Genomic DNA, 8,009 nt, shown 5'->3' with positions numbered 1-8,009 from the left:
GCCCATAAAGGTCCTTCTTTCTTGGATTAGTTTAGCGACACCATTAAAGACCTTTATGGGTTTTCTTGTCCACTTATTTAACTGTTAACTTAAATATTACAATCTACGACTTAAAAAAGATGAAATACTGAAATTAAGTTGGTATTTTTGATTGCATAATTAAATAAATGTGAAGAGACTCTAGGTTTTAAATTTAAAAAGCAATATATAAGGCTTAGTGTCAATTTTTTAATGGAGAGATTTATATGGAAATTGGTATTGATCAAATAACTTTTGCTACGACACCTTTTTATATAACGATGGATGATTTAGCTGATGCTCGCCAAGTTGATCCCAATAAGTATAAAATCGGAATTGGCCAGGAGCGTCAGGCTGTTGTTCCGCCAACTCAAGATATTGTTACGTTAGGAGCTCAAGCAGCAAGCAAACTTTCACCCAAAAGTCTTCGTAATGTGTCGACTTTAATTGTTGCAACCGAATCAGGAGTTGACAATTCAAAAGCTAGTGGTATTTATATCAAACGCTTATTAGGACTCAACGATTATATTAGGGTCGTTGAGACAAAAGAGGCATGTTATTCAGCGACTGCCGCACTGCAGTTTGCTCGTGGAATAGTAGCTTTGAATCCTTCGGAAAATGTTTTGGTAATTGCAGCCGATATTGCTCGTTATGGTCTCAATACACCCGCAGAAGTAACTCAGGGAGCTGGGGCCGTAGCAATGATTATCAGTCAAAATCCCCGTGTTTTAACAATTGAAAATACAAGTGTCGCTTATACAAAAGACATCATGGATTTTTGGCGACCATTATACTCAATGGAAGCATATGTGGATGGTAAATATTCAAATCAAGTTTATGTTGATTTCTTTTTAAAGACATATCATCGTTATGTACAATTGACAGGTCGCTCTTTAGCGGATTTCGCAGCCTTAATTTTTCACTTACCTTATACTAAGATGGGGAAGAAAGGCCTGGATGGTTTGTTACAAGATGATGCAAGTCCAGTTGCGGAGCGCTTAAGGAATAACTTGGCTGCGGAGCAAAAGGTTTCGCGTCAAGTGGGTAATTTATATACCGGATCATTGTATTTAGGATTAATTTCTCTATTACAAAATGGTGATGTAACTCCTGGAGAACGAATAGGGCTATTTAGTTATGGTTCTGGAGCAGAAGGAGAATTCTATTCAGGGATTTTGCAACCAGATTATCGGAACCAAATCGGTGATGATTTACTACAAACATTGCAAAAACGTCACCAGTTATCCATTGGTGAGTATGAAAAGATGTTTAATGATCAATTAGGGATGCGTAAAGAAGATATCATTTATGATATTGATACGGATCCATCTGAATTTGTACTTGTTGGTCAGCAAGGAAATCAGCGCATTTATCAAGAAAAATAAAAATAAGTATACAAATAGCCTTAAACATTCGAATTAATCGAACGTTTAAGGCCTATTTTTTTCATTAAACTAATTTAAAAGATATTATCCCTAAATAATCCAACAACTTTCCCTAAAATGGTGACATGATTAAGAATAATCGGATCCATCGTATCATTTTCTGGTTGAAGTCGATAATAGCTTTCTTCCTTGAAAAATCTCTTACATGTGGCTTCATTATCGCTGGTCATAGCAATAACAACATCACCATTATTGGCAGTATTTTGTCGTCGAACAATAACCTTATCGCCATCTAAAATTCCCATGTTGATCATACTTGTACCTTGAATCTGCAACATGAATAAATCATCATGATCATTAATGGTCGGTGGAATAGGGAAAAAGTCGGTAGCATCCTGCTCTGCTAATATAGGTTCACCAGCCGCAACAACTCCTAACAAAGGGATTGAATTATTTTTAGGCTCAATTCCCAAAAACTCTAATCCTTCAGCAGTTATTTCTAAAGCCCGTGGCTTAGCAGGATCTTTTTTTAGATAGCCTTTTTTAATGAGCCGGTTAATATGTCCATGAACGGTCGAAGTTGAAGATAATCCTACAGCCGCACAAATTTCCCGAACGGTTGGTGGATACCCCTGAGCATCAACTTTTTTGTGTATATAATTTAAAACAGCTGTTTGTTTATCAAGTGCGTTTCTTGGCATATTTCCACCTCAATTGTTTTATTAAAATTATTTTATCATAGGTAAAACATAGTGTAAACGTACGTTCGAAAACTTTAGCATCTTGCAATCATGAAATGACTTGGTTAGACTTATAATTGCAATCATAAGGAGGATAATTATGGCTGAAGAAAATGAACAAGATAAATTACTAAAAAGAATTAATGAATTAGCTCATAAAAACAAATCAGAAGGGTTAACTGAAGAAGAAAAAATTGAGCGAAAAAAGCTACGTGATGAATATCTCAAGAATTTCCGGGAAGCTTTTAAAAGTAAAATTGAAATGACTCAAATTTTTGATAAAAATGGTAAAGAGGTTACTCCTGAAAAGATTAAAGAAATCCAACGGAAAAAGGGACTTCGTGACGATTAAAATATTCATTATTTTCAATAAATACTTTTCAAGAGTGGAGTAATTTTGTATTATTAATAATATTAACTTAAAAGGGGGAAGAAAACGTGGCAGGAACAATTATGCTGATGATTTTAGCATTATTAGTTGGTTTAGTAATTGGATTCTTTGGTGCTCGTAAGTACATGGAAAATTACTTACGTAATAATCCACCAATCTCTGAAGACATGATGCGGACGATGATGATTCAAATGGGCCAGAAACCTTCTGATCGGAAGCTTCATATGATGATGCAAACGATGAAAAACCAAGCAAAAAAGGCTAATCGTAAATAAAAAGATCGACTTTTAAAGTCGATCTTTTTTTAGAAATGATCATCCGCAGGTTTTTTAGGCATATCGTAATGGAAGTGCGGATCTAATTGATTGTCTAATTCATTAAAGGAGTCTTGCATTATCTGCTCGTATTTGGCTAATGTCTCTTCATGAAGACGTTCTTTACGGTCAATATAGATTGGATCACCAAAAGCAATTTTACGTTTTTTACGTGAAAAAAGTGCACCAAATGAAAACGGTCCTTGATATACTGCAGGAACTAATGGAACATTTGCTAATTTTGCAATCATTAAAGCTCCACCTTTTAATTCTGAAGAATAGCGAGAACCTGTCGGGAAGATGATAGTTGATAATTGAGTTTTACGAAGCTGGTTCACTGGTTTTTTAATAGCAGACGGACCAGGATTAACGCGGTTTACGGGATAAGCATTTAATTTACGCAGAAACCAATTAGCAAAACGACCTTTAAATAATTCTTCTTTTGCCATAAAACTGAATTTCTTAGGATAGATGGCCAATGCCAGTATAACTGGGTCCAGCCAAGAACGGTGGGGTGCTACAATAATATAGTTTCCCTTTGGCAGTTTATCTTTATTTTTAATAATGGCCTTACCATTAATTAGATTTAAAAAAGGATTCACTAAATGGACTAAAAAGTCGTACATATTTCATTACCTCAAATTGATTTTGTATAATATGATTATTATGATCAAGAAACAATTAACATGCAAGAAAAAATAAGGAGTAATCATGTCGGAAGATTTTTTAAAGGCTGGTGAACGAATTGATCAGTTAAGCAGTCAAGGAATACAGATTATCCAAAGCAGCAAATATTTTGCATTTTCTTTGGACGCCGTTCTCCTAGCAGATTTTGTTCGACCGAATAAGCGGCATAAATTAAAAACAATTGATATATGTGCAGGTAATGGTGCGATTGGGCTGTTTTTGAATCGTAAATTAAACGGTCACATAACAGAGGCCGAAATTCAACCTGAAATAGCGGATATGGCATCCCGAAGTATTAAGTTAAACGGTTTAGAAGACCGTTATGATGTGATGAATATAGATGTTAAAGATATTTTTGATTACGTTGATAAAGATAGCTTCGACATTGTTACATGTAATCCACCATATTTTAAAACTTTACCAAGCAGTCAAAAGAATCCCAATCGTTATTTAGCCATCGCTAGGCACGAATTAACCATTAATTTGCCAATTGTTGCTGAAAAAATGAGTGGCCTTTTAAAAATGAACGGTAAGGGTTATCTCGTGCATCGTCCAGAGCGATTGCCTGAAATTGTGCGGGTGTTGGAAAAGAATCGATTAATGGTTAAACGAATCAAATTTGCATATCCAAAGGTAAATAAACCTGCGAACATCGTACTTATTGAAGTGATTAAGGATGGTAAACCAGGTGGGTTGATTGTTGAACCACCACTGATTGTTGGCGATAAAGATGGAAACTATACTCCCGAGGTTGAGGCGATGTTAAATGACAACTAAGGCGTATTATATGTATGTAATACAATGTGCGGACAACTCTTTATACTGTGGATTTACTGATAATGTTATTCGACGCTTTAACGCGCACCAATCTTATCATGGTGCTAAATATACCAGAGTCAGGAGTCGACATCCGCTTAAATTATTATATCAAGAAGCCTTTGATAATAAGCATGATGCATTAAGTGCGGAGTATCATTTTAAACATCAAACAAGAAATAAAAAGTTGGATTACCTAAAAAAGCATGGAATAAATATAAATAATTTGTAATTAGTCCTTGCTATAGGCCCCTTTTTTATGTACAATATTTTTTGGTGCTTAATGCACAATTCACACTCACTGTAATGTTTTAATTGGTGCCGCAAGGTCTTTAAAACAAATGATCAGTGGGGAGGGAAAAACTATTTGGAGGTATTATTTCATGTCTGTTGTAAGTATGAAACAATTGCTTGAAGCTGGTGTCCACTTTGGTCACCAAACTCGTCGTTGGAATCCTAAGATGGAACCATACATCTTTACTGAACGTAACGGTATTTACATTATCGATTTACAAAAGACTGTAAAGATGATTGATTCTGCTTATGATTATGTTAAGAATGTTGCTGCTGACGGTGGTATCGTACTTTTTGTTGGTACTAAGAAGCAAGCACAAGATTCAATCGAAGAAGAAGCAACTCGTGCAGGTCAATACTACGTTAACCATCGTTGGTTAGGTGGTACTTTAACTAACTGGAAGACTATTCAATCCCGGATTAACCGTTTGAAGGAATTGAAGAAGATGTCTGAAGATGGAACATTTGATGTTCTTCCTAAGAAGGAAGTTTCAGTATTAACTAAGCAACGTGAAAAGCTTGAACGTTTCTTAGGCGGTATTGAAGATATGCCACGGATCCCAGATGTTATCTACATTGTTGATCCACACAAGGAACAAATTGCTGTTCGTGAAGCTCACAAGCTCCACATTCCAATCGTAGCTATGGTTGATACTAACACTGACCCAGATGATGTTGATGTTATTATCCCATCTAACGATGATGCTATTCGTGCTGTTCGTTTGATCACTTCCAAGATGGCAGATGCTGTTATCGAAGGTAAGCAAGGTCAAGACGAACAAAAGGCATCCGATGACGATGTTGCCGACAACGCTGAAGTTTCAGAAGATTCTTTAAAGGACCTCAAGAAAAACGTTGAAGGTAAATAATTAAAATAGTTAATACTTAGGCTGTTTTGCAGTTGGACCGTGGTGGCCTGAGTGCGAAACAGCTTTTTATTTAAAAATATTTATAATTTAAGGAGAGATTTAATTATGGCTATCAAAGCTTCACAAGTTATGGAATTACGTAAAAAGTCCGGCGCTGGTATCATGGATGCTAAGAAGGCATTAGTTGAAACAGATGGTGACATGGACAAAGCAATGGATTACCTTCGTGAAAAGGGCATTGCTAAAGCAGCTAAGAAGAGTGACAAAATTGCTGCTGAAGGTTTGACTGACATTGTTGTTGATGGAAACACAGCTGCCATTGTTGAATTAAACTCCGAAACTGACTTTGTGGCTGCCTCAGATCCTTTTAAGGCTGCATTAAATGATGTTGCAAAGAAGATTGTTGAAAACAAGCCAGCAGATGTTGATGCAGCTCTTGAAATTAAGACTGACAACGGAACTTTAGGTGAAGATTTAACAGAAACCACTCGTAAGACTGGTGAAAAAGTTAGTTTACGTCGTTTCGAAGTTGTTGAAAAAGATGACGGAGACAGCTTCGGTGCATACTTACACCAAGGTGGTCGGATTGCTGCATTAGTTGTTCTAGAAGGTGCCGATGAAGCTACTGCTAAGGACGTTGCTATGCACGTCGCAGCCGTTAACCCTGAATTTATGACTCGTGATGATGTATCTGCTGACCGTCTTGAACATGAACGGAAAGTATTTAAAGAAGAAACATTAAACGAAGGTAAGCCTGAAAAGATCGTTGATAAGATTGTTGAAGGCCGTTTAAACAAGTTCTTATCAGAAATCTGCTTAGCAGACCAAGCCTTTGTTAAGGATAGTGACAAGACAGTTGCTGAATATGTTGCTTCCAAGGGTGGCAAGTTGAAGTCATTTGTTCGCTACGAAGTTGGTGAAGGAATTGAAAAGAAGCAATCTAACATTGCGGATGAGGTCCAACAGGAGCTTAACCGTTAATTTTAGTTTGCAAAGGACGTACTGAAATGGTACGTCTTTTTACTAACAAGGCTCAATAATTCCTGAGGAGGATATATTCAATGGCTAATGACGTTAAATACAAGCGTGTTGTTTTAAAATTAAGTGGTGAAGCGCTGGCTGGTGATCAAGGATTTGGGATTAATCCACCAGAGTTAAAAACAGTAGCTAAAGAGATCAAAGAAGTCCATGATCTCGGTGTTCAAGTATGTATTGTTGTTGGTGGTGGAAACATGTGGCGCGGTATCACCGGTGAAAAACTCGGAATGGAACGTGCTCAAGCTGACTACATTGGTATGTTGGCTACAATTATGAATGCACTTTCTCTTCAAGACGCTCTTGAGGGGTTAGATGTTCAAACAAGAGTACAAACATCTATTGAAATGCGGCAAATTGCAGAACCTTATATTCGTCGGAAAGCCATTCGACACCTAGAAAAAGGAAGAGTTGTTATATTTGCCGGTGGAACAGGGAGTCCATACTTCTCTACAGACACAACTGCAGCGTTACGTGCAGCTGAAATGAACGCTGATGCTATCTTAATGGCCAAAAATGGCGTTGATGGTGTTTACTCAGCTGATCCAAATAAAGACTCTTCAGCTGTCAAATTTGATCATTTAACTCATATGGATATCATTGACAAGCACTTACATGTAATGGACTCCACCGCTAGCTCAATGTCCATGGATAATGATATTCCACTGGTTGTATTTAACTTAAATACACCAGGAAACATTTTAAAAGTGGTTCGTGGAGAAAAAATCGGAACTACGATTGAAGGAGAATAAAAATGGATGGAAAACAAATTTTAGCAAACGCTAAAGAGAAAATGAATAAATCTGGTGATGCATTAAAGAGAACTTTGGCTGATATTAGGGCCGGTCGTGCTAATGCCAGTTTGCTCAACCCAGTTAAAGTTGATTATTACGGTGCACCAACCCCATTAAACCAGATGGCTTCAATTACTGTGCCTGAAGCAAGACAATTACTTGTTTCACCATATGATAAAAGCACTTTAAAAGATATCGAACGGGCTATTTATGAAGCTAATTTAGGTTTAACACCACAAAATGATGGGGAAGCCATTCGCATTATCATCCCACAATTAACTGAGGACCGTCGGAAGGAATTGGTTAAGGATGTTAAGGCTGAACTAGAAAAGGCTAAGGTTGCAGTACGTAACGTTCGTCGAGAAGCCATGGATGACCTTAAAAAGGGAAACAAAGATGGCGACTTTAACGATGATGAATTCCATGATCTTGAAGACAAGGTACAAAAAGAAACTGACGCTGGAATCAAAAATCTTGAGAATATTGCTCAAGATAAGGAAGACGAATTAATGGGCAAGTAATTTGTTATTAATAATGTCCTGACCATTTAACGTTAAAAAGCTAATCATTTTTGGTTCTTTGTCAATCGGTACTGATAATAAAATTTACAGTTCAAGCAGTCATTTTGCTTGGGCTGTTTTTTGTTTTGCAATTAGAACTAACTGT

At 36.7% G+C, this 8,009-nt stretch carries 11 protein-coding genes; 9 read left to right on the top strand and 2 right to left on the bottom strand.

The features are described from left to right. Nucleotides 1–245: 245 nt before the first annotated feature. A complete protein-coding gene (locus H5975_RS06620) occupies nucleotides 246–1,403 on the top strand; it encodes a hydroxymethylglutaryl-CoA synthase (RefSeq protein ID WP_204785385.1) in 1,158 nt (385 codons plus the stop codon). A gap of 74 nt (nucleotides 1,404–1,477) precedes the next feature. On the opposite strand, the gene lexA is transcribed toward H5975_RS06620, so the two are convergent. Beyond that, the gene (gene lexA / locus H5975_RS06615; RefSeq protein ID WP_204785384.1) at nucleotides 1,478–2,104 is read right to left on the bottom strand and encodes a transcriptional repressor LexA; all 627 of its coding nucleotides are present in this window, start codon (nucleotides 2,102–2,104) and stop codon (nucleotides 1,478–1,480) included. 139 nt (nucleotides 2,105–2,243) lie between these two features. On the opposite strand from lexA, the gene H5975_RS06610 reads away from it, so the two are divergent. Next, nucleotides 2,244–2,495 carry a DUF896 domain-containing protein gene (locus H5975_RS06610; RefSeq protein ID WP_204785383.1) on the top strand — a complete coding sequence of 84 codons (252 nt, stop codon included), beginning with the start codon at nucleotides 2,244–2,246 and terminating at the stop codon, nucleotides 2,493–2,495. A gap of 86 nt (nucleotides 2,496–2,581) precedes the next feature. Further along, complete coding sequence (locus tag H5975_RS06605) at nucleotides 2,582–2,809, top strand: YneF family protein (protein ID WP_178659507.1); 228 nt, start codon at nucleotides 2,582–2,584, stop codon at nucleotides 2,807–2,809. Nucleotides 2,810–2,838: 29 nt separating this feature from the next. Here the strand turns inward: H5975_RS06605 and H5975_RS06600 are convergent, their stop codons facing one another. Next, entirely contained in the window at nucleotides 2,839–3,474 is a 636-nt protein-coding gene (locus H5975_RS06600) for a lysophospholipid acyltransferase family protein (protein ID WP_204785382.1), read from the bottom strand. Nucleotides 3,475–3,556: 82 nt separating this feature from the next. Between H5975_RS06600 and H5975_RS06595 the strand changes: the two genes are divergently transcribed. The 6 genes from H5975_RS06595 (at nucleotide 3,557) to frr (ending at nucleotide 7,864) form a co-directional block, all read left to right on the top strand. Continuing rightward, complete coding sequence (locus tag H5975_RS06595; RefSeq protein WP_342590537.1) at nucleotides 3,557–4,312, top strand: tRNA1(Val) (adenine(37)-N6)-methyltransferase; 756 nt, start codon at nucleotides 3,557–3,559, stop codon at nucleotides 4,310–4,312. After that, nucleotides 4,302–4,583 (top strand): GIY-YIG nuclease family protein, encoded by a 282-nt coding sequence (locus tag H5975_RS06590; protein ID WP_178659510.1) that lies wholly within the window; start codon nucleotides 4,302–4,304, stop codon nucleotides 4,581–4,583. The genes H5975_RS06595 and H5975_RS06590 overlap by 11 nt, the downstream gene beginning before the upstream one ends. Before the next feature lie 151 nt (nucleotides 4,584–4,734). Continuing rightward, nucleotides 4,735–5,514, top strand: a complete 780-nt coding sequence (rpsB, locus tag H5975_RS06585; RefSeq protein ID WP_178659511.1) for a 30S ribosomal protein S2 — start codon at nucleotides 4,735–4,737, stop codon at nucleotides 5,512–5,514. Between the two features lie 102 nt (nucleotides 5,515–5,616). Next, a complete protein-coding gene (tsf, locus tag H5975_RS06580) occupies nucleotides 5,617–6,495 on the top strand; it encodes a translation elongation factor Ts (RefSeq protein WP_178659571.1) in 879 nt (292 codons plus the stop codon). An 80-nt stretch (nucleotides 6,496–6,575) separates the two neighbouring features. Then, nucleotides 6,576–7,301: a UMP kinase gene (gene pyrH / locus H5975_RS06575; protein ID WP_178659512.1), complete on the top strand. Its 726-nt coding sequence runs from the start codon at nucleotides 6,576–6,578 to the stop codon at nucleotides 7,299–7,301. Between the two features lie 2 nt (nucleotides 7,302–7,303). Continuing rightward, nucleotides 7,304–7,864, top strand: coding sequence for a ribosome recycling factor (frr, locus tag H5975_RS06570; protein ID WP_204785380.1), 561 nt, complete (start codon nucleotides 7,304–7,306; stop codon nucleotides 7,862–7,864). The last annotated feature ends 145 nt before the right edge of the window (nucleotides 7,865–8,009 follow it).

The sequence above is a fragment of the Limosilactobacillus coleohominis genome (genome assembly GCF_016901675.1).
In the GTDB taxonomy this organism is placed as follows: domain Bacteria; phylum Bacillota; class Bacilli; order Lactobacillales; family Lactobacillaceae; genus Limosilactobacillus; species Limosilactobacillus intestinavium.
Note: the sequence above shows the minus strand (reverse complement) of the source record. Positions and strands in the feature narration are given on the sequence as shown.